At 66.0% G+C, this 18,688-nt stretch carries 19 protein-coding genes; 10 read left to right on the top strand and 9 right to left on the bottom strand.

What is annotated here, in order from left to right; all coding sequences use genetic code 11:
- Nucleotides 1-5: 5 nt before the first annotated feature.
- The 5 genes from IV113_RS19265 to IV113_RS19285 are packed head-to-tail and all read left to right on the top strand — an operon-like array spanning nt 6 to nt 4,264.
- Complete coding sequence (locus IV113_RS19265) at nt 6-854, top strand: ABC transporter substrate-binding protein (protein ID WP_291088330.1); 849 nt, start codon at nt 6-8, stop codon at nt 852-854.
- An 8-nt stretch (nt 855-862) separates the two neighbouring features.
- On the top strand, nt 863-1,552 hold the full coding sequence (locus IV113_RS19270; protein ID WP_291088332.1) for an ABC transporter permease: 690 nt from the start codon (nt 863-865) through the stop codon (nt 1,550-1,552).
- A gap of 9 nt (nt 1,553-1,561) precedes the next feature.
- Entirely contained in the window at nt 1,562-2,275 is a 714-nt protein-coding gene (locus tag IV113_RS19275; RefSeq protein WP_291088334.1) for an ABC transporter permease subunit, read from the top strand.
- 22 nt (nt 2,276-2,297) lie between these two features.
- A complete protein-coding gene (locus IV113_RS19280) occupies nt 2,298-3,437 on the top strand; it encodes a succinylglutamate desuccinylase/aspartoacylase family protein (RefSeq protein ID WP_291088351.1) in 1,140 nt (379 codons plus the stop codon).
- A gap of 26 nt (nt 3,438-3,463) precedes the next feature.
- The gene (locus IV113_RS19285) at nt 3,464-4,264 is read left to right on the top strand and encodes an ATP-binding cassette domain-containing protein (protein WP_291088353.1); all 801 of its coding nucleotides are present in this window, start codon (nt 3,464-3,466) and stop codon (nt 4,262-4,264) included.
- 11 nt (nt 4,265-4,275) lie between these two features.
- Here the strand turns inward: IV113_RS19285 and IV113_RS19290 are convergent, their stop codons facing one another.
- Nucleotides 4,276-6,765: a penicillin acylase family protein gene (locus tag IV113_RS19290; protein ID WP_291088355.1), complete on the bottom strand. Its 2,490-nt coding sequence runs from the start codon at nt 6,763-6,765 to the stop codon at nt 4,276-4,278.
- A 74-nt stretch (nt 6,766-6,839) separates the two neighbouring features.
- Nucleotides 6,840-7,784, bottom strand: a complete 945-nt coding sequence (locus IV113_RS19295; protein ID WP_291088357.1) for an adenylate/guanylate cyclase domain-containing protein — start codon at nt 7,782-7,784, stop codon at nt 6,840-6,842.
- 324 nt (nt 7,785-8,108) lie between these two features.
- On the opposite strand from IV113_RS19295, the gene IV113_RS19300 reads away from it, so the two are divergent.
- Entirely contained in the window at nt 8,109-8,444 is a 336-nt protein-coding gene (locus tag IV113_RS19300; RefSeq protein WP_056274499.1) for a hypothetical protein, read from the top strand.
- Between the two features lie 34 nt (nt 8,445-8,478).
- On the opposite strand, the gene IV113_RS19305 is transcribed toward IV113_RS19300, so the two are convergent.
- Nucleotides 8,479-9,411 (bottom strand): LD-carboxypeptidase, encoded by a 933-nt coding sequence (locus IV113_RS19305; RefSeq protein ID WP_291088361.1) that lies wholly within the window; start codon nt 9,409-9,411, stop codon nt 8,479-8,481.
- Nucleotides 9,412-9,451: 40 nt separating this feature from the next.
- Entirely contained in the window at nt 9,452-10,849 is a 1,398-nt protein-coding gene (gene tadA / locus IV113_RS19310) for a tRNA adenosine(34) deaminase TadA (RefSeq protein WP_291088363.1), read from the bottom strand.
- Nucleotides 10,850-10,971: 122 nt separating this feature from the next.
- Here tadA and nhaA point away from each other — a divergent pair, with 122 nt between their 5' ends.
- Both nhaA and opgC read left to right on the top strand, forming a co-directional pair.
- Nucleotides 10,972-12,327 carry a Na+/H+ antiporter NhaA gene (gene nhaA / locus IV113_RS19315; RefSeq protein WP_291088365.1) on the top strand — a complete coding sequence of 452 codons (1,356 nt, stop codon included), beginning with the start codon at nt 10,972-10,974 and terminating at the stop codon, nt 12,325-12,327.
- Nucleotides 12,328-12,352: 25 nt separating this feature from the next.
- Nucleotides 12,353-13,483: an OpgC domain-containing protein gene (gene opgC, locus IV113_RS19320; protein ID WP_291088367.1), complete on the top strand. Its 1,131-nt coding sequence runs from the start codon at nt 12,353-12,355 to the stop codon at nt 13,481-13,483.
- Here the strand turns inward: opgC and IV113_RS19325 are convergent.
- Together IV113_RS19325 and IV113_RS19330 are read right to left on the bottom strand one after the other, a co-directional pair.
- Nucleotides 13,463-14,134, bottom strand: a complete 672-nt coding sequence (locus IV113_RS19325; RefSeq protein ID WP_291088369.1) for a GDSL-type esterase/lipase family protein — start codon at nt 14,132-14,134, stop codon at nt 13,463-13,465. The two genes, opgC and IV113_RS19325, sit on opposite strands and share 21 nt — an antisense overlap.
- Entirely contained in the window at nt 14,131-14,757 is a 627-nt protein-coding gene (locus IV113_RS19330) for an FMN-binding negative transcriptional regulator (protein WP_291088371.1), read from the bottom strand. The genes IV113_RS19325 and IV113_RS19330 overlap by 4 nt, the downstream gene beginning before the upstream one ends.
- A gap of 107 nt (nt 14,758-14,864) precedes the next feature.
- Here IV113_RS19330 and IV113_RS19335 point away from each other — a divergent pair, with 107 nt between their 5' ends.
- Nucleotides 14,865-15,431 carry a hypothetical protein gene (locus IV113_RS19335; protein ID WP_291088373.1) on the top strand — a complete coding sequence of 189 codons (567 nt, stop codon included), beginning with the start codon at nt 14,865-14,867 and terminating at the stop codon, nt 15,429-15,431.
- Between the two features lie 93 nt (nt 15,432-15,524).
- Nucleotides 15,525-16,439, top strand: coding sequence for a RibD family protein (locus IV113_RS19340; RefSeq protein WP_291088374.1), 915 nt, complete (start codon nt 15,525-15,527; stop codon nt 16,437-16,439).
- Here the strand turns inward: IV113_RS19340 and IV113_RS19345 are convergent.
- From IV113_RS19345 to IV113_RS19355, 3 genes are all read right to left on the bottom strand, one after another.
- Nucleotides 16,436-17,332, bottom strand: coding sequence for a class I SAM-dependent methyltransferase (locus tag IV113_RS19345; protein ID WP_291088376.1), 897 nt, complete (start codon nt 17,330-17,332; stop codon nt 16,436-16,438). The two genes, IV113_RS19340 and IV113_RS19345, sit on opposite strands and share 4 nt — an antisense overlap.
- Nucleotides 17,329-18,390 carry a glycosyltransferase family 4 protein gene (locus tag IV113_RS19350; protein WP_291088378.1) on the bottom strand — a complete coding sequence of 354 codons (1,062 nt, stop codon included), beginning with the start codon at nt 18,388-18,390 and terminating at the stop codon, nt 17,329-17,331. Before IV113_RS19350 ends, IV113_RS19345 begins: the two co-directional genes overlap by 4 nt.
- A partial coding sequence (locus IV113_RS19355; RefSeq protein WP_291088380.1) for a 6-carboxytetrahydropterin synthase occupies nt 18,387-18,688 on the bottom strand: 302 nt, incomplete at its 5' end. The genes IV113_RS19355 and IV113_RS19350, both read right to left, overlap by 4 nt.

The following is an 18,688-nucleotide window of genomic DNA, read 5'->3' on the forward strand; positions in this document are numbered from 1 at the left end:
TGTTCATGAAAAACCTCCTTTTGTCCCTGAGCCTGATTAGCGCCGCCGCCCTGGTGGGTTGCGGCAAAACCGAAACGCCAGCACCTGAAGCCGCGCCGGCCGCTGCACCCGTTGCCGCCCCGGCTGCGGCACCTGCACCCGCCGAGCTGCCGGAACTCAAGGTGGCGATCGACCCGACCTACGAGCCCTTCACCTTCAAAACCGCGGACGGCAAACCCACCGGCTTTGACGTGGACATCGCCGAAGCGCTGTGCAAAGAAATCAAGCGCAAATGCGTGTACGTCGAGCAAGTCTGGGACAGCATGATCCCCGGCCTGCAAGCCAAAAAATACGACGCCATCATCAGTTCGATGTCGATCACCGAAGAGCGCCAACAGGTCGTCGACTTCACCGACAAGTACTACTTCACGCCCAGCCGCATCGTCGTCAAGACCGGCACGGCCTTCACCGACGTCGCTTCCCTCAAGGGCAAAAAAATCGGCGTTCTCAAGGGCAGCACCCAAGAGAAGTACGCCATGGGTGAACTCAAGGCAGCAGGTGTAAGCGTCGTTCCCTATGAAGCCCAGGATCAGGTCTACCTGGACATCAAATCCGGCCGCCTCGACGGCACCGTGGCTGACCAGGTTGAAGTCAATGGCGGCTTCCTGAGCAAGCCTGAAGGCGCCGGCTACGGCTTTGTGGGCCCTGTGCTCGCAGATGCGAAGTACTTCGGCACCGGCGTGGGCGTGGCCCTGCGCAAAGGCGAGACCGCTCTCAAGGATGAGTTGAACGCCGGCATCAAGGCCATTCGCTCCAACGGCGTCTACGAGACGGTCAGCAAGAAGTACTTCGACTTCGACGTGTACGGCAACTAAGCTGTAGCGTGCTCTCCGGCTACTTCGCCTCGATCCTGCAGGGCGCCCTCCTCACGGTGGGCGTTTCACTGGCCGCCCTGGTGGTGGCCATCCTGCTGGGTCTGCTCGGTGCCGTGGCCAAACTCTCGGGCCGCCCCATTCTTGTGGGGCTGGCCACCGTCTACACCACGCTGGTGCGTGGCATTCCCGAGCTGGTGCTCATGTTGCTCATCTTCTATGGCGGCACCATCGGCCTCAATCACCTGCTCGAAGCAATGGGCAACAAGTCCTCGGTGGACATCAACCCGTTCCTGGCGGGCATGCTCACCATCGGCTTCATTTATGGCGCCTACATGACGGAGACTTTCCGCGGCGCCATCCTCTCGATCCCGAAGGGGCAGATGGAAGCTGCGTGGGCGTTCGGCATGGGACCTGTCCGCACTTTCTTGCGCATCACTGCCCCCCAAATGGTGCGCTACGCCTTGCCCGGCTTCACCAACAACTGGTTGGTGCTGATCAAGGCCACAGCCCTCATCAGCCTGATCGGTTTGCAGGAGATGACCTACCTGGCCAAACAGGCCAGCGCGGCCACCCGCGAACCCTTCACCTTCTTCCTGTTTGCCGCTGCGCTGTTCCTGGTCTACACCTCCGTGTCGTTGTGGGCTCTGCGTTGGCTGGATCGACGCTTCAGCTTGGGCGTGAAGCGCGCCAACACCTGAGCAACAGCCATGAAATGGGAAATCATCTTTCAGCCCAGCACCCTGGCCATGTATGGCGAGGGCCTCATCACCACTTTGTGGTTGCTGCTCTCGTCCCTGGGCGTGGGCACGGTGCTCGCCGTGTTGTTCGCTCTGGCATTGACGAGTTCGGTGGCGCCGCTGCGATGGCTCGTCGGTGCCTACACCTACGTCATCCGTGGCACGCCGCTGCTGATTCAGCTCTACATGATTTACTACGGTCTGGCGCAACTGGACTGGATCCAGGAGCGCTGGAACGACGTCTGGCCCTGGACGCACTTCAAGGAGCCTTTTTTCTGCGCGTTGCTCGCCTTCAGCCTGAACACCGCTGGCTACACCGCCGAGATGCTGGCAGGGGCGATCCGGGAAACCGCCGCCGGTGAAATCGAGGCCGCGCAGGCCATGGGCATGAGCTCCGCCACCGCGATGCGTCGCATCGTGCTGCCCAGCGCCATTCGCCGCACCCTGCCGGCTTACAGCAACGAGGTGGTGATGATGCTGCACGCCACCAGCCTGGCCAGCACCGTGCCCGCCATGCTGGATGTGACCGCCGCCGCCAGCCGCATATATTCCGATTTCTACCTGCCCTTCGAGGCCTATATTTTTGCGGCCGCGATCTACCTCACCATCACGTTCAGCCTGGTGGGGGCTTTCAAGCTCGCCGAGCGTCGCTTCCTGGCCCACCTGGCACCCCGCGGACATTGAGGTTCGCGGCCTCAGTCGAACCATGCAACGCACCGAATATCCCCTGTTGAGCCCAAGCCTGGGCAGCCAGAAGACCTTGGTGGGTTTTCACTTTGGCACGCCCGGCGCCCGCCCCAAGGTCTACATACAGGCCAGCCTGCACGCGGAAGAACTGCCCGGCATGCTGGTCGCGCACCATTTGCGCGAGCGGCTGGAAGAGGCCGAAAAGGCGGGGCTCCTGCTGGGCGAGGTCATCGTGGTGCCGGCGGCCAACCCGATTGGCCTCAGCCAGCGCCTGGACCACCGCGCCATGGGCCGTTTCGAGTTCGACACGGCACAGAACTTCAACCGTCACTACCCGGACATGGCTGCCGCCGTGCTGACCGACGCCAGTTCCCGCATGGGCCCCGACGCACATGCCAATGTGGCCACGGTGCGCAAACTGGTGAGCGAGTGGCTCATCCAGTGGCAGCCCGCCAGCGAACTCGACAGCATGCGCCGACGGTTGCTGCTGCTCTCCCACGACGCCGATCTGGTGCTTGACCTCCACTGTGACAACGACGCGGTGATGCACCTCTACAGCGAGGAGGCCTGCTGGCCACCGTTCGAACCGCTTGCGCGCCTGCTCGGTTGTCAGGCCGTGCTGCTGGCGCGCGAGTCTGGCGGTGGACCGTTCGACGAGCGCCTGTCGGGACTGTGGTGGCAGTTGGCCGCTGCACTGCGCGCCCAAGGCGTGAAGGCCCCCCTGCCCCAGGCATGTGCCAGCACCACGGTGGAGTTGCGTGGCGAGGGTGACGTGTCGCACGACCTCGCACGGCAAGACGCGCAGGCGATCTTTGCTTTCCTGGAGCACACAGGCGCCCTGGCTGCCGTCGCGCCGCGCACGCTGCCTCCCATGGTTTGCAAGCCGACCCCGCTGGCGGGCTCGCAGACACTGCGTTCACCGGTTCCGGGTGTGCTGGTGTTTCTGGCCAAACCCGGTACGCACCTGGACGTGGGCGACGTGGTGGCCGAAGTGATCGATCCCACGGCCCCCGGACTTGCACGGGTGCATGAAGTGCGCTCCGAGGTCTCGGGTGTGCTGTATGCCAGCGTGCGCGAACGCTACATCGTTTCAGGCGGTGAAGTCGGCAAGATCGCCGGCGCCACCCCGTTCCGCTCAGGCGATCTGCTGGGCGCCTGAGTTTCCATCTCCATCGGGCATCGAACATGACTGCAGAATCCACCGCCACCCGAACGCCCGGCCGCCCCTTGCTGGAGGTCCACGACATCCACAAGCGTTTTGGTGCCAACGAAGTGCTCAAAGGCGTGTCGCTGCAGGCCCGCGCTGGCGATGTGATCAGCCTGATCGGCAGTTCCGGTTCGGGCAAGAGCACGCTGCTGCGTTGCATCAACCTGCTGGAGAACCCCAACACCGGTCGCATCATCCTCGCCGGCGAAGAGCTGCAGCTCAAGGCGGACAAACGCGGCGAGTTGCGCGCGGTCAATGCGGCGCAGTTGCAGCGCTTGCGCACCAAGCTGGCCATGGTGTTCCAGCATTTCAACCTCTGGGCGCACATGACGGTGCTGCAGAACATCATCGAGGCGCCAGTGAACGTGTTGGGCATCCCCAAAGACAAGGCGGTGGAGACGGCGCGCCGGTATCTGGAGCGTGTGGGCCTGCGCGGTGTGGAAGATCGCTATCCCTCGCACATGAGTGGCGGCCAGCAGCAGCGCGTGGCGATTGCGCGCGCGCTGGCCGTGGAGCCTGACGTGATGCTCTTCGACGAGCCCACCAGTGCGCTCGACCCCGAACTGGTGGGCGAGGTGCTGCGCGTGATGAAGCTGCTGGCCGAAGAAGGCCGCACCATGGTGGTGGTGACGCACGAGATGGGCTTCGCGCGCGAGGTGTCCTCGCACCTCATCTTCCTGCACAAGGGCTGCATTGAAGAACAGGGCGTGCCCGCCGAGGTGCTGGCCCGACCCAAGAGCGAGCGCCTCGCTCAGTTCCTCTCAGGCAACTTGAAGTAAGGCACCCTTCTTCAGGGTGTGAGCTCGAGCGTGGAAGTCCACTCGCCGGGTTTCATGGTGAGCGTCCGGTACTCCACCGCCGACCAGGTCTTGCTCATGTCGCGGTAGCGGCCTGAAAACACGTTGCCGCTCTGCCCGGTCTGGTAGATGAATCGCGAGTTGTCCATGTCGGCCAGGTCGTAGATGGCGCGCAGGCTGGCCGCGTGCCGGTTGGCAAACGGTGCATCGGCCTTGTCCAGGTGGTACTGCCCCACATTGATCGTGAACGGGTCGCCGCCCGTGGGGGAGCGCACCTCGAAGAACGGTGCCAGCGGCTTGACGTTGCTCATCGGCCGGTGCATGGAGATGGCCGGGTGGGCGTCGGCCCAACGCCAGTTGGCCACGTTGTCGCCCTGCTTCACGCGCAACTGATCGAGCGCGCGATCCAGCGCCCGTGTGCTGGCCGCCTCGCAACCTGCCGCGCCGCACCACGCGGTGTCGTTGCGCTCCAGGATGCCCTCGACCGCATGGCGAAACAGGCGCTTGCCATACATGGTCTCAAAGCGTGCCTGTCCGAGCCGCTCTCCCACCACCTGGCGCGTGAAGGCATCCACCCACGCCGTGTAGATCAAGGGTGCCGCCAGGTCCGCTCGCATCTCTCCGTTGAATTCCTTGAGTTGCGCCTGTGCTGCAGCGGCCAGCGGGTGGCTTGATGGGGTCTTCTGCAGGAACGGCAGCAGGCGCACCGTGGCGGCCGATTGAAGATCGCCGTGCATGGTCTGGAAAGACGCCACCGTGTGCTGCGGCGTGGCCTGCAACAACGCTTCGATGCGTTCCTGCCGGTACGACGGCGCCCAGTCCTGCGTGAGGAAGTGAGGGTAATCGGCGGCGTGGATGCGCTGGTTGGCGGTGGCGATCCAGCCGCGCTCACCCGCGTCCTGCGGCGTGTCTTCAAAGGGCAGCCAGCCGACCCAGTCGTACCGAGCCTCCCAGCCCGGCGCCGGGGCCACGCCGCGAATGTCGTTGTCCGCCGCCCTGACGGGGATCTTGCCCACCGCCTTGTAGGCGATCACGCCGGTTCGATCGGCCATCAACGCGTTCTGCATCGGCGAATGGAAATCGGCGAACGCTTTCGTCAGCTCGGCCACCGACTGTGCGCGGTTCGACTCGATCGTGGCCACCACGTTGCGGTTGTCGGCATCGAGTGCGCTCCAGCGCAGGGCGAGCACGAAGCGGCTGGTGTCGATCACTTCGCCGTGGCGCGCCTGTGCGTCGCTGAGCACCGGGCCGTGGCGTGTGCTGCGCACCATGTGGCTCACGTCGGGTTGACCCTTCACACGGATGGTTTCCATGCGCAGGATGAAGTCGGCCCAGACCGGCTCGGCGGTGCTGCCCGGCACCCGGTATTGCGCCGGGTTGGCCGGATTGATCTGCTCGATGTAGAGGTCTTGCACGTCGGGACCGGTGTTGGTGAACCCCCAGGCCACCTGCTCGGTCCGCCCCAGCACCACGAACGGCGTGCCGGGCAAAGTGGCGCCGATCACGTCCATGCCCTTGATGCCGTCCGCATCGGGCGCCTGCAAACGCGCGAAATACCAGATGGCTGGCGCGCTCAACCCCAGGTGCGGATCGTTGGCCAGCAAGGGCATGCCGGTCTTGCTGCGCGCGCCCGACACCACCCAGTTGTTGGAGCCCTTGCCTTCGATGTTGCCCAGCTCGTTCGCCCAGCGCTGCATGTCGCGGCCAATGAGTGCGGCCATGCTCTGCGACTGCTCGGGCCCGGCCGTCGAGGTGGTGGTCGGCGCGCTTCGGTACAGCCCGAGACCACGGTACAGGGTGGCCAGGTCGGCCGTGGCCGCCGGCTGCTCACCCGGATAAGGGGGAAACAGTTGCCACAACGCCGGCGTGTCGATGCTTTGCAGGGCGGTGAGTCGCGCGAATTCGTTGCCCCAGTTGCCGCCGAGGTCCAGCGCCATCATGAGCGACCAGCCCACGCTGTCCAGCGGGTCCCAATAGCGCCCGGCCCGGGCTTCGGGACCCGGATCCACACCCAGCAGAATGAATTCGGGCGACCGTGCCTGCGAACTGTTGGCGAAGAACGCATTGACCCCTTCGCTGTAGGCCTCCAGGGCCAGGCGTGCATCAGGGGGCAAGCCATCCCATTGGCGCTTCGCAGCCTCACGAATGCCCAGTGTGCGCATGAGCTTGTCGGTTTCCAGGGTGGCGGGGCCGAGCACTTCAGAAAGCGCACCGCGCATCACGCGCCGGTTGAACTCCAACTGCCAGCCACGCTCCTGGGCGTGCACATAGCCCATGGCTTTCCAGGCATCCGTTGGCCGGGTGGCCAGGATGTGTGTCACATCGCTGGCATCGCGGTGCACCTTCACCGGCGCGCTCAGGCCGCTCAACTGCAGTTGTCCATTCATCTGCGGCAGGCTGCGCTGCGCATAGATGGCGGCCAGGGTTGCGCCTGCGGCCAGCAGCACCACCAGGAGCTTGAAGAAACGTTTGATCCAGCGCATGGTGTCTCCTGCGTGTTTTTGGAAGGCTGTCCACCGCGAGCGGCGAGGTTGCCGCGACCCGGCCCGGGAGGCAGTCAGTTTCGAAGGGGCGTGCGCCCAAGCACCATGTTGCCGTTGACCAGCTTGAAGCTCACCATGGGTGCACTGAAATCGGTGAACGGTGCACCCAGCGCGATCTCGCCGTCGCTGTGCAGCATGCATTCTTGCCGGCGCAGCGCAATCACGTTGTCACCACCCGCAAAGCGCACCCAGGTGCCGTAGCTGCTGATGTCCTCGAGCACGTAGTTGCCGGAGCGGATGTCGATGCTGGTGTGCATGCGGGAAACGCGTGGATCACTGACCACGAAGTCGGCCTCGGGCACACGCCCGATCTTCAAGGGCAACTCGGTCACGCCGAAGCTGCGGTTGGTGTCCAGCCAGGCCAGCTCGATCCCGCCCATGCCCACGTCCTTGGGCGGTATGAGGGCATGCAGGTCGGCGGGCAAGGTCAGGAACTCGGAGAGCATTTCTTGCTGCCATTCGATGCGAAACACCTCACAGGGTTCGGTGCGGCCCTTGATACGGATGGGGCCCAGGCTGCGACTGCGCACCGGGGTGCGGGCGCCCAGTTCGCGCACCACGTTGTCCGTCGCCAGAATCTGTTCTCCACCAGCCAGATCGCTAAGGCGCGAAGCAAGGTTGACGGCGTCCCCGAAGCAATCGCCATCGACCACCACGACCTGGCCTCGCGCCATGCCGATCTGCATCATGAGTTTGAGACGGTTCGGCCACTGAACCACGCGTTTGGCGTGTTCCTGCTGGATCTGAACCATGGCCTCCACCGCCAGACGGTTGCTTGAAAAAGACATCAAGACACCGTCGCCCAACATTTTCACGACGACGCCGCCGTGTTCCATGCCCGTGGCGCCGATCCACTGGGTGAGCTTGGTCACCACCATCGTGGCGCGGTCGTTTCCCAGTGTTTCAAACACCGAGACGCTCCCCGTCAAATCCACGAACGCAATTGTCAGTTCAGCCATAGAGCAAAAGAATATCGGCTGGATTAAAGCACAGGCTCCAGGCAACGCCTTGTCACGAACAAACACACTGGCGCGGGGGTTTGCGCGGGCGTTGTTGCGTTCTTGGCAAACACTGGAACGGCAGGGTATTAATCCGAAATCACAAGTTTGGTCAGATTTGATACAAAAGGTACTACAAACCTAAAGCAGGAGATAAAAATATCGCTGTAAACCCTTGATTTGAATGTTGTTTTTATAAAAGTAAATGACGTACGGGATTGCAAGATCAGTGTGAGTGAACGTATCCTAGCGACGGATTCATATAAAAGTCGTTGAGGACACCCCATGCGCTGGTTCAAACCCGGTATTCGCAACAGCATTTCTGCCCTTCTGGGGCCGGAGGTCCATCGGGATCCGGGCGAGGCGCTCGAGCCGGTGCGAAAAGCGATGCTGGATGTGCTGGGCGAAGATGGTGCGCAAATCAATCCCCAATTGGTCCGACGCCTCAAGTACCTCCACGACCCACACGCTTTGTGGTTTGCTCGGGCTGAAATGGTCGCCGTCCTGAGCCAGCTGTATGGCGAGGCGCTGGCGGTGCACCGGGTTCAAAGCCTGTCGCCGGTGTTTCAAGGCCTTGTGCCCAAAAGCCTGATCAATTCCTCCCGCTTGCGCAGCCGTTGAAATTCACCCCCCGGCGAACACCGCCACAGCTGCCTCAACCCCAGTAGATCAGGGCATCACGCCCTTCCACCATCAGGTCAACTTTCTGCCCCACGGGCAGCAGCACCTTGGTCGGCACATGACCAAACGGCAGGCCGGTGAACACAGGGGTCCTGGTCTGGGTCCGCAACCAGTCGACCACGGTCTGCAGCTTGAAGCCTCGGTCGTAACCCGGCACCAGCTTGAACCGGTTGAACGATCCCATCAACACCGCTTTCTGCCGGCCCAGGATGCCCGCATTGAGCAACTGCGTGAGCTGGCGCTCGACGCGGTAGGGGTGTTCGTTGGTGTCTTCCAGAAACAGGATGCCCCCGGTGATGGCAGGCAAATAGGGCGTACCCACCAGAGAGCAGATCACATTGAGGTTGCCGCCCCACAAGGTCGCCGAGCGAATCCGCAGGGCGGGCTCTGCATCGGCCTTGCCGGGTTTCATGGATGGCAGGTCGGAGGCGGGCAGGCGCCAGCCAGCGCCTTCACCCTGCCCGATCAGCAGATCGTCAAAACACGCTTCCATGATGTCGTCGGGCGCCTCGGCGCCAAAGTCTTCGCCCAGTGCCGGGCCGGCCCAGGTGCCCGCGCCGGTCTTGGCGAGCAAGGCCATCTGCAGGGCGGTGAAGTCGCTCAGGCCTACAAACCGGGTGCCGCCTTCAATGGCCTTGGTGATCTTCTTGAAAGGAAGCTCACCCAGGATGCGCGTGAGGCCGTAACCTCCCCGGGAAATGAGCGCCACATCGGCACCACTGGCCGCCGCACGGCCAATCGCGGCCAGACGCGTGGCGTCGTCGCCCGCAAAACGCATGTGGGTGGAGAGGGCCGCCTCGTCGATCTCCACTTCATGCCCCAGGGCCTTGAGCCGTGCCACCCCTCGGCGATACGCGGCTTTGTCGCGCACGGCGCTGGAGGGGGAGTAGATGTAGATGTGGCTCATGGGTTCGGGGCGCTGCAAAGGGCCCCCATTATCGAGGTGCTCAAACGCTGAAATGGCGCACCGCGGCCCGCGCAATGGCTTCGCCATGTTCCTGCACGAAATGACCGGCCTGCGGGATCAGCATCGGGTCGGGACATCCGTGAATCGAAGCGTGAAGCGCACGCATCACCGGTTCGCCCAGCACAGGGTCTTGTTGACCAATGGCCATGAGGCTCTGCCCTTTCCATCGGGTGGACCAGAAGGCCTTTGCCCGTCGGCTGAGGGCCGCGCCGTCATCGTCCAACTGCTCGGGGACCAGGGCTGGAAACGCGCGCAGCGCGGCGCGGTGCCCACGGTCGGGAAACGGCGCGTTGTAGGCGGCGCATTCGTCGGCGCTCATCTGCGGATTGCCGCGCGAGAACAGGCGCGCGACATCGAACTCGGGGTTTTGCGCGCACATGTTGCGCCAGGCGAGGAAGCCGGGCGAGAGCGGCACGTCGCCGCTGGCCAGTGTGGTGTTCATCACCAGCAGGCCGCGGTAGCGGTCGGGCGCCTCCATCGGCAGCGTGAGGCCCAGCAGGCCGCCCCAGTCCTGCACCACGAGCACCACGTTGTGCAGGTCGAGCCGCTCAATGAATTCGAGCAGCACCTGGCGGTGCCAGGTGAACGTGTGCGCGCCGTCCTTCTTGGGTTTGTCGCTGCGGCCGAAGCCGATCAGGTCGGGCGCGACCACGCGCGCGCCGCTGGCGAGAAACACCGGGATCATCTTGCGGTAGAGGTAGCTCCAGGCGGGGTTGCCGTGCAGGCAGAGCCAGGTCAAATGCCGATCGCCCTGAGCCTGTCGAAGGGGGGGGCCTTCGTCCACGCAGTGCATGCGCAAGCCACCGAGCGCGGGCAGGTCGCTCAGGTAGTGCGGCGCCCAGGGGTAGCCGGGCAGGCCTTCAAAGCGCTCGTCGGGTGTGCGCAGCGCGTCTTCACGCAGGGGGTGCAGGTTCACGCGCCGCTCCTTGAAAAAGCCACGCAGCAGTTGCGCGCCCTCCTCGGCCAGCACACCGCGTTGCACCTCCGTCTGGTGGTTGAGTTGCGCGTGATCGAACAGGTTGAGCACCGAACCCGCGGCGCCGGTCTTGGGATCGGCCGCACCGAACACCACGCGCGCCAGGCGCGCATGCAGCATGGCGCCGCTGCACATCGCACACGGCTCCAGCGTCACATACAGGGTGCAGCCCTCAAGCCGGTAATTGCCCAACGCCTGCGCCGCCGCGCGCAGCGCCACGATCTCGGCATGGGCAGTGGGGTCGTGGCCGTCGATGGGTGCGTTGCGCCCGGTGGCGATCACACGCCCGTCCTTCACCACCACCGCGCCCACCGGCACCTCACCGATCTCGGCGGCGGCGCTGGCTTCGGCCAGTGCCAGGCGCATGAAACGGGCGTCGTCGTGGTCGGGCACAGAGGGCATTCGGCGAGTGTAGGCGAGCCCCGATACCCCAGCCTGTAAACTGCACGTGGGTGTTGGCGCTGCATGTCGCAGTGAAACAGGTTCTTGCGCTGGTCGGGCCGCCACGCGGGATCAACACGTCCATGAACCGACATACCCCTCCGCAGACCCTGCCTCGCGCCCAAGTTCTGGCCGAGCGCGCCTTCTCCACCCTCGATCGTTTCCTCCACATTGAAGCCGTCAGCGGCATCGTGTTGCTGCTGGCTGCCGCCATCGCGTTGATCTGGGCCAATTCGCCCGCCGCCGCGAGCTACCACGCGCTGTGGCATGCACCGGTGTCGATCGGCCTGGGCAGCCATGTGTTTTCCCAGTCCCTGCACTTCTGGATCAACGACGCCTTGATGGCGGTGTTCTTCCTGGTCGTGGGCATGGAAATCCGGCGCGAGATCCACGAAGGTGCGCTGGCCAGCCTGCAGCTCGCGGCCCTGCCCCTGGCCGCCGCCCTGGGCGGCGTGCTGGTGCCAGCGTTGATCTACGTTGCGCTGAACACCGAACCCACACAGCTGCGCGGCTGGGCTGTTCCGACCGCCACCGACATCGCGTTCGCCGTGGGCATTCTGGCGCTGCTCGGCCGGTCCATTCCCGGCAACGTGCGGGTGTTGTTGCTGGCCCTGGCCATCATCGACGACATCGTCGCGGTGTTGATCATCGCGGCCTTCTACTCCGGCGGGCTGGACTACAGCGGCCTGCTGGTGGCGGGCACTGGCGTGTTGATGGTGTTGGGCCTGCAGAAGATCGGCGTGGGATCGGCCTGGGCCTACGTGGTGCCGGGTGCGGTGCTCTGGGTGGGCCTGTTGTTGACCGGTGTGCACCCCACCCTGGCTGGTGTCGCGCTGGGACTGATGACGCCGGTGGTGTCGGGGCGCATGCGCGAGCAGCCGCTGGACCTGGCCAGCCGCGCGCTTCATGACCTGAACGCAGGTACCGACCTCACCCCGCACGAACTCGCGGGACCGCTGAAAGAACTGCGGCAGGCGCAGCGCGAGGTTCTGCCGCCAGTGATCCGGGTGCAGATGGCGCTGCACCCCTGGGTCGCTTACGGTGTGATGCCGCTGTTCGCACTGGCCAACGCGGGCGTCACGCTCGACGGCGTTGACCTGAGCCTGGCCAGTGCGCAGGCCGTCACCGTGGGCGTGTTGCTGGCCCTGGTGCTCGGCAAACCCCTGGGCGTGTTCGCGGCCAGCTGGCTGGCCGTGCGCCTGGGCTGGTGCCGCCTTCCACCGGGCGTGAGCTGGTCGGGCGTCTTGCTCGTAGGGCTGCTCGCCGGCATTGGTTTCACCATGTCGATCTTCATCGCCACGCTCGCCTTCGTGGATGCCAATCTGCTCAACGCCGCCAAAGTGGGGGTGCTGCTGGCCTCTCTGGTGGCGGCGGTGCTCGGTCTGGCCTGGGGGTTTTGGCAGACCAGGCGCGCGCGCCGCAGCGCCCCTCTGGCATGATCGCGCATTCTTCTGGTGTACCCTGATGCCACACGCCCCGCAACGCCGCTGGGAGCTGGATGCCCTGCGGGGCCTCATGCTCGTCCTGATGACGCTGACCCACATGCCGACGATGTACTCGTTGCCCACCGGTCAGCCGTTCGGCTTTGTGTCTGCCGCTGAAGGCTTCGTGTTCCTCTCGGCGTTCATGGCGGGCCGCGTCTACGGCAACCGAGCCCGGCGCGACGGCGTGGCGGTCATGCAGAACGCCTTTCACCAGCGCGCATTCAAGCTCTACTTGTGCCAGCTCGGCTTGTTGCTGCTGGCGTTCACGGTGATCGCCTGGCTGGGCGTGCACAACCGGCAAGGTGGCGCCACCGGCCTGCTCGAGTTCTTCTTCATCGACCCGCAGGCCGCCGTGGTGGGGGCCGCCCTGTTGCTGCACAACCCGCCCCTGCTGGACATCCTGCCGCTGTACATCGTGCTGATGCTGGCGAGCCCCTGGCTGCTGCGTCATGCCTTGCGCCACGGGTGGGCTGGCGTGCTCTCGGTGAGCGCCCTGCTCTGGCTGGCCGCGCAGTGGGGCCTGGGCCTGGCGTTGCACGAACTGGCCGGCCTGGCCATTCCCTACAAGGACATGGGCGCTTTCCACTGGTTCGCCTGGCAGGCGCTGTGGGTGGTTGGCCTGTGCCTGGGTGCGCGTCAGCTGCCGCTGCCCCGCATTCCACTCTGGTGTGTCGTTCCGGCTGCGGTGTACGCCGCGGGCATGTTCTTGTGGCGCCACATGGTGGGCCAGGACCCGATGCCCGGCGTGCCGGCTGTGGGCATGCTGCTGGACAAATGGTCCCTGGGGCCCTTGCGTGTGCTGAACTTCGCCAGCGTGTTCGTGCTGCTCGTGTCCTTCGGCCCCTGGTTGAAGCAGGTGCTCCCGCGCCCGCTTCCACTGGAGTTGCTGGGTCGCCATTCGCTGTCGGTGTTCTGCGCCCACATCGTGATCGCCTTGTTCACCCTGGCCTTCTTCGGCTCGACCCAGGTCGTGCGCCCCTGGAGCACCGATGTGGCCTTGCTGGCAGGAGCATTCGCAGGCCTGTTTGCGGTGGCCCTGACGGCGCAGGCGCGCGAACGCAGCAGCTGGCGTCCCGCCCCGGTGTGGCGCTCAGGGCCTCAGGTGCGCTGAGACAATCTGGCGCCACAGGCCATAGCCTTCGGCGCTCAGGTGCAGCTGGTCGCGCACGAACAGCTCCGGTCGCGCCCGACCGTCGTTGTCCAGCATGGCGGTGTGCACGTCGATGTAGTCGAGACGGTCGTCGTTGAGCACAAAGGTCTGGATCAAGAGGTTGGCTTCGCGCATGGCGGCCATGTGTGCCAGCCGCGAGGGGCTGGGCTTGATCGACATGTAGGCCACCCGCGTGGCCGGCAGTGCGCTTTGCACCTGCTGCACGAACCGCGCGAAATGGCCCAGCAGATCCTGCGGGCTGGCACCTTCAACGAGATCGTTTTCACCCGCATAGAGGACCACCAGGCGCGGCTGATAAGGCATCACGAGACGGTGCACCAGGTCAGCGCTGTCGGACAGGCGTGAGCCGCCAAATCCGCGCCGGATCACCAGAGGCTGATCGGCAAAAGCCGTTTCCAGGCCGCTCCACATGCGGATCGACGAACTGCCCACGAACAACACGCCGCCGGCGGGCGGCATCTGCTTGCGATCGGCCGCGGCGAAGGCGTCCAGCTCGCTCTTCCATCGCTGCTCTGCCGTGGCACCGGCCTGCGCCCAGACCGCCGGTGTCAGCCAGGCCAACGCGACCAGCAACCAGGCGCGTCGGTTCATGCCCCCTGCCCTGTCAGCCCCAGACGGCGCATCCAGCCAGCCAGGGCCTGCTCGTCGCCGTTGCCCTGCGCGTAGGCACTCAGCATGGCCGCGTGCGACTCGGGGCGGTGCTGGTTGAGCTTGACCTTGCACTGCAGGTCGGTGACGCGCAGCTCGAACGCCACGATGCCCTGCATCATCTTGTGCTGGTAGTCCTCGCCCAGGCCGCGCCACTGGTCGGCGTAGGCCGGGTCGTGGTCGTGGATCAGGTGTTTGAGCAGACGGTCCTTGTCGTCAAAACCGTCCAGTGTCGAGACCTGCACGGTGCAGTGCACGGCGAGGTAGTTCCAGGTGGGCACGCGCGCCAGATCCGGGTAGACGCGCGGTGTCATGTAGGCATGGGGTCCCATGAACGTGACCACGGCCTTTGGGCGCTCGCGCAGGAGTTTCGCGTGCGGGTTGGGTCTTGCCACGTGACCCAGCAGCACGAGCCCCGATTCTTCTTCCAGCAGGTGCAGCGGCAGGTGCGTGACGAACGGCAGGCCCTCGTCGTCGGTGGAGATGAGGCTGGCGAACGGGTGCGCCCGGATGAGTTCGCGGGCGATGGCGGGGTCTTTGGCAACAAACTGTGGCGGCAAATACATGGAGACCTCTTTCGAGCGTTGGTTCAAGCGAGCGAGCCGCAGTGTATTCCCGCAGCACAAAGTCAGGCGCGAGTGGGATGATGGCGCCACGTCACTCTGCCACCGCCATGACCTTCCTCCACCACCCCGCTTTCCAGAGCCTCGTGCTGCCGTTCGTGCTCGCGTTGGCGGCCTGCTTGTTGCTGCGGATGGCGGGCCTGCGCTGGGCAGCGCTGGGTGCGTCGCTCGGGCTGGTGCTGGCCATGGCCGTGTGGCCAGGCTTCGATTGGCCGGCCAGTTCACGCACGCAGACGCTGCCTTGGGCCGCACTCGGCAGCACGCTCTTGGCCGCACTGGCGATCGCGCTGAAGGCGCCGGGCACGAAGGCCATGGGGCGGCGCAATGGCCTGGTCGCCACCGTGTTGCTCACGCTCGCCGCCCTGGCGCTCGTTGCCTGGCCGGCTTTGGGTGGCTCGATGTTGCTGGCCCAGCTCGCCTTGATGCTGGGTGCGGTCACCGGCGTGGCGGTGCTGTGGGCCTGGCGTGCCGCTTCGGTCTCGCCGGCTTCGCTGCTTCCGTTGCTGGTCACCGGCATCGGCATCGCGCTGTGCGTGGCCTGGCTGCCACCCGGTGGCTCCGAAGGCACGGGTGAGAACAAGGGCGATGACCCTTACTACGCCCCTCAGTGGAAATAGGCGATGTCCAGCCCGGTCGTCAAGTCGAGGGCTATTCCGGGTTTTGACGCGATGGCGGGGTGGCGATGCGATGATGACCAGATGCCCTCGACCGTGCAGCTCACCTCCCCGCCCGCGGCCGCCGAAGCGGTGACGGACGTTCCGCACGACTGGCCCGGATTCTGGCTGGAAATGCTGCGCGCACGTGACGGCGAGCCCTCGCCCCAACTGCGCCACAACCCCGAGACCGGCTGGGCGCTGGATGGTCAGGTCAGCGCGCGCTCCGCTGCCCTGTTCGGTCTGTACAAACCCCTGCTTGACGCGCGGGCGCGCCAGCGAAGGCCACGCGGTCAGTCACCGTGGGTGATGGCACAACTCGGCCAGAGTCTGGACGGCTTTGTCGCCACCGCCACCGGCGACTCTTACTACGTCAACGGTGCTCACTGCCTGTTGCACCTGCATCGACTGCGCGCGCTGTGCGACGCGGTGGTGGTGGGCGCGGGCACGGTGTCCATCGACAACCCGCAGCTCACCACCCGCCGCGTGCCTGGGCCGCAGCCGGTGCGCGTGGTGATGGACCCGGCCGCGCGCCTCGATGGCCAGTCTCGCGTGTTTCGCGACGGGCAGGCGCCCACGCTCTGGGTGTGCGACACCCGCCATGCGGCGCAAGCTCGCTCGCGCCTGGGTCGGCAGGCAGTGCCCACCGAGGTGCTGCCGGTCGACGACCTGCTCACCAAGGACGCGCAGGCGTGTTACCACCCGCAGCGAGCCGTGGATGCGCTGGCCGAGCGCGGCTTGAAATTCCTGTTCGTCGAGGGTGGTGGCATCACCGTTTCACGTTTTTTCACCGCAGGCGCGTTGGACCGCCTGCACCTGGTGGTGGCGCCGGTGCTCATTGGCAACGGCCGCCGAGGCCTGCAGGCGCCCGCCCACGCGGTGATGGCCGACTGCCCGCGCCCCAAAGCGCGCACGCTGGCGCTGGGGCCGGACATGCTCTGGGATCTGGACCTGCGTTCGTCCTCGCGCTAGGAAGGCAGCGCCAGCAGGTCCAGGTGGCCCACGCGCAGATGAGCTTCTGACGCCATGGCGCGCCGCCGCCGACGCCACGCTCGCACCGACGGCGCTGACGCACGCGACTGTTCGCTCGCGGCCACTGCCATGCCATCGATCAAGGTGCGTTGCAGCGACCTCGCCTGCGGGCTTTCGGCGCCGTCCACCCACCAGTCGCTGGCAGCGCTGAACACGCGGTAGCCCGCTGATTCGAGCGCACCCTGCAGCGCAGCCACCGCACCCGATCCGAGAGCGGGACCAAGACCTTTGTCGCGCCTCTGGTGCTCGCCGAACAGCCGGCCCACGGTGGCATCCATCGGGTCTTCGGGCGTCCAGACGTGGCGACCATCGACGTTCAAGCTCATGAGCAGGGCCACGCGAGACGCCGCGCACGCTGCCACCAGGCGGTGCAGCCACTCGGTGCCCACGAGGTCGAGCAGCGCCGAGGCGGTGACGAGGTCTGCCGCGTGCCAGGGCAGTGTTTCGAGCCCGGTCATCAGGTCCAGTTGTTGTCGCGCGATGCTCGCGTCAAACCCCGGGCCAGTGAAGCACAGGGGCTGTTCGAGAGCCGAGTGGGAACCGACCGGAGCACCGCCCGCCGCGGCCAGGCGTTCGGGCCAGCAATGCAGCAAGGCGGCATCGTGGTCCACCACCAGCCACTGCTGCGCCCCGCCCAGCCGGGGCGCGAGCCAGCGCAGGTTGGCGCCGGTGCCGCAGGCCAGGTCGATCACCCGCCAGGGTGTCGTTTCGGAGGGGTGCAACGCTGCAAGCCGGGACTGCAGCTGGAGGTGTTCCGCCGCCGCGCCGCGCGCTGCCGCGTCGAAAGGTTCGCGCTGTTGCAGCCAGTCGGCGCTGAAGGTGGCCGTGCTCATTCAACACCATCCAGCTCCGCCGCGAAGCGAGCGGCCTGCACAGGCCAGGTGGGTAGTCGCCCGGCCGCTGCACGTGCTCCCTCACAAAGGCGCTCTCGCAGGCCAGCATCGGACAGCACCCGCGCCAGCGCGGCCTGCAATGGCGCCACGTCGCCGGCGGGCACCTGGAGCCCGGCATCGGCCGGCAGCGTTTGCGCCAGGGCACCGGCGTCGCTGGCAACCACCGGCAGGCCACGCGCCAGGGCTTCGGTGATCACCATGCCATAGCCTTCGTGCAGCGAGGCCAGCACAAACACGTCGGCCGCCGCGTAGTGCATGTGAAGGGCCTGAGCGTTCACCTCGCCGTGCCAGAACACGCGATCAGCCATGGGCGCGGCCAGGGTTTGCAGCCGAGCGGCGGTGCCGGGGTCGCGCGTGGCGCTGCCCACGTTGTGCAGCTCCCAGTCCAGGTGCATCAAACCAGCCAGCGCCTCCAGCAGCAGGCTGTGTCCCTTGCGTGCCGTGAGCGTGGCCACGCAGAGCAGGCGCAGCGGGCCCTTGCGCGGTGGCCTGACAGACATCGGCACCGGGTCGGTGCCGGGCTCGACCACGGCGATGTGCGCAGCCGGAGCGCCCATCGCCGCCACGTCGGCCGCGGTGCTCGGACTGGGCACCATCACCCGGTGTGCATGCCGCAGCGCGCGCGTTTCGCTGGTCAGGAGTTGTTGGCGCGCGGCATCGGACAAGCCGGTTTCCAGATGCAGCGGGTGGTGCACGAGGGCCACCCAGCGCAGGCGCGCGGCGTGCAGCGCCACCGCATCGTCCAATGCGCCGAAGGCCAGGCCGTCGGCCACCACCAGGGTGCCATCGGCCAGCGAGGCGATGACCTCTTCAGCGGCGGCGAGATCCGCAGCGCCGGGGTGGGGCCAAGCGCCCTCCACAGAGCGCACGTCCACCGTCCAGCCGGCCTCGCGCAGCGCCAGCACGATCCGGCGGTCGTAGGTGTAGCCCCCGGTGGGAATGGTCCAGTCGCCCGGGATCAGGAAGCAGCAGGCGCGCGGGACGGGCGCGGCACTCACGCGGGTGCGCGCACCGGCAGAGCGCCCTCGTAGGAAGCCCAGGCCACATGAGATTCGTTGAGCGTCACCCGCATCTGCTGCACGCCGGCCGATTGCGCGGACGGCAAGGCGTGTACACCCAATGCCCCGGCGGCGATGCGCGCGGCCACGCGGTCGAAAATCAGGCGCGCGAGAAATTCGGTGGTGGTGTTGCGGCCCTTGAACTCGGGCACTTCGTCCAGGTTGCGGAAATTGAGTGCGGCCAGTTCCTCGCGCAGCACCTGCGTGGCCAGGCCGATGTCGACCACGATGCCGTCGG

Origin of the sequence: Hydrogenophaga sp., from assembly GCF_018780385.1 — a bacterium.
In the GTDB taxonomy this organism is placed as follows: domain Bacteria; phylum Pseudomonadota; class Gammaproteobacteria; order Burkholderiales; family Burkholderiaceae_C; genus Hydrogenophaga.

What these genes read in the sequence shown, in the direction of transcription:
- IV113_RS19335 (WP_291088373.1), top strand. Translation starts at nt 14,865, where the DNA reads ATGACCTTCCTCCACCACCCCGCTTTCCAGAGCCTCGTGCTGCCGTTC.
- IV113_RS19275 (WP_291088334.1), top strand. Translation starts at nt 1,562, where the DNA reads ATGAAATGGGAAATCATCTTTCAGCCCAGCACCCTGGCCATGTATGGC.
- opgC (WP_291088367.1), top strand. Translation starts at nt 12,353, where the DNA reads ATGCCACACGCCCCGCAACGCCGCTGGGAGCTGGATGCCCTGCGGGGC.
- IV113_RS19285 (WP_291088353.1), top strand. Translation starts at nt 3,464, where the DNA reads ATGACTGCAGAATCCACCGCCACCCGAACGCCCGGCCGCCCCTTGCTG.
- IV113_RS19345 (WP_291088376.1), bottom strand. Translation starts at nt 17,332, where the DNA reads ATGAGCACGGCCACCTTCAGCGCCGACTGGCTGCAACAGCGCGAACCT.
- tadA (WP_291088363.1), bottom strand. Translation starts at nt 10,849, where the DNA reads ATGCCCTCTGTGCCCGACCACGACGACGCCCGTTTCATGCGCCTGGCA.
- IV113_RS19325 (WP_291088369.1), bottom strand. Translation starts at nt 14,134, where the DNA reads ATGAACCGACGCGCCTGGTTGCTGGTCGCGTTGGCCTGGCTGACACCG.
- IV113_RS19265 (WP_291088330.1), top strand. Translation starts at nt 6, where the DNA reads ATGAAAAACCTCCTTTTGTCCCTGAGCCTGATTAGCGCCGCCGCCCTG.
- IV113_RS19300 (WP_056274499.1), top strand. Translation starts at nt 8,109, where the DNA reads ATGCGCTGGTTCAAACCCGGTATTCGCAACAGCATTTCTGCCCTTCTG.
- IV113_RS19295 (WP_291088357.1), bottom strand. Translation starts at nt 7,784, where the DNA reads ATGGCTGAACTGACAATTGCGTTCGTGGATTTGACGGGGAGCGTCTCG.
- IV113_RS19305 (WP_291088361.1), bottom strand. Translation starts at nt 9,411, where the DNA reads ATGAGCCACATCTACATCTACTCCCCCTCCAGCGCCGTGCGCGACAAA.
- IV113_RS19280 (WP_291088351.1), top strand. Translation starts at nt 2,298, where the DNA reads ATGCAACGCACCGAATATCCCCTGTTGAGCCCAAGCCTGGGCAGCCAG.
- IV113_RS19330 (WP_291088371.1), bottom strand. Translation starts at nt 14,757, where the DNA reads ATGTATTTGCCGCCACAGTTTGTTGCCAAAGACCCCGCCATCGCCCGC.
- IV113_RS19290 (WP_291088355.1), bottom strand. Translation starts at nt 6,765, where the DNA reads ATGCGCTGGATCAAACGTTTCTTCAAGCTCCTGGTGGTGCTGCTGGCC.
- nhaA (WP_291088365.1), top strand. Translation starts at nt 10,972, where the DNA reads ATGAACCGACATACCCCTCCGCAGACCCTGCCTCGCGCCCAAGTTCTG.